Origin of the sequence: Vibrio sp. 10N.261.51.F11 (assembly GCF_041471665.1) — a bacterium.
Taxonomy (GTDB): domain Bacteria; phylum Pseudomonadota; class Gammaproteobacteria; order Enterobacterales; family Vibrionaceae; genus Vibrio; species Vibrio crassostreae_C.
This window is the reverse complement of record NZ_JBFROW010000121.1, coordinates 1-455: the sequence shown is the minus strand read 5'-3', so window position 1 is coordinate 455 and position 455 is coordinate 1. Positions and strand designations below refer to the sequence as shown.

At 49.5% G+C, this 455-nt stretch carries 3 tRNA genes; all 3 read right to left on the bottom strand.

From position 1 onward, the window contains the following. Positions 1 to 47 precede the first annotated feature (47 nt). The 3 genes from AB4351_RS22190 to AB4351_RS22180 all read right to left on the bottom strand — a co-directional run bounded on the left by AB4351_RS22190 (position 48) and on the right by AB4351_RS22180 (position 404). A tRNA-Gly gene (locus AB4351_RS22190) sits at positions 48 to 123 on the bottom strand. 75 nt (positions 124 to 198) lie between these two features. Continuing rightward, positions 199 to 275 (bottom strand) — tRNA-Met (locus AB4351_RS22185). Positions 276 to 328: 53 nt separating this feature from the next. Then, positions 329 to 404: transfer RNA gene (locus AB4351_RS22180), tRNA-Gly, on the bottom strand. Positions 405 to 455: the final 51 nt, after the last annotated feature.

The window sequence follows — 455 nt, the reverse complement described above, 5'->3', positions numbered from 1 at the left end:
TGAGACTAAACCATTTTCATCTTCAGCATAAAGCGTGAGAGAGAATTTGGAGCGATACATCGGGTTCGAACCGATGACCTCAACCTTGGCAAGGTTGCGCTCTACCAACTGAGCTAGTATCGCATTAGTTAATCGCTGCTCTTACTGCCTTGGGCAGCTCTTACTGCCTTGGGCAACAGATAGCGCTTAACTGTAATGTGGTTGCGGGAGCCGGATTTGAACCGACGACCTTCGGGTTATGAGCCCGACGAGCTACCAAACTGCTCCATCCCGCGTCCGGATGCATCAATTAAGTTGATGATTCTTCCCTCTCTCTTCGAAAAGAAAGTGGAGCGATACATCGGGTTCGAACCGATGACCTCAACCTTGGCAAGGTTGCGCTCTACCAACTGAGCTAGTATCGCATTAGTTATTCGCTGCTCATACTGCCTTGGGCAACAGATAGCGCTTAACTG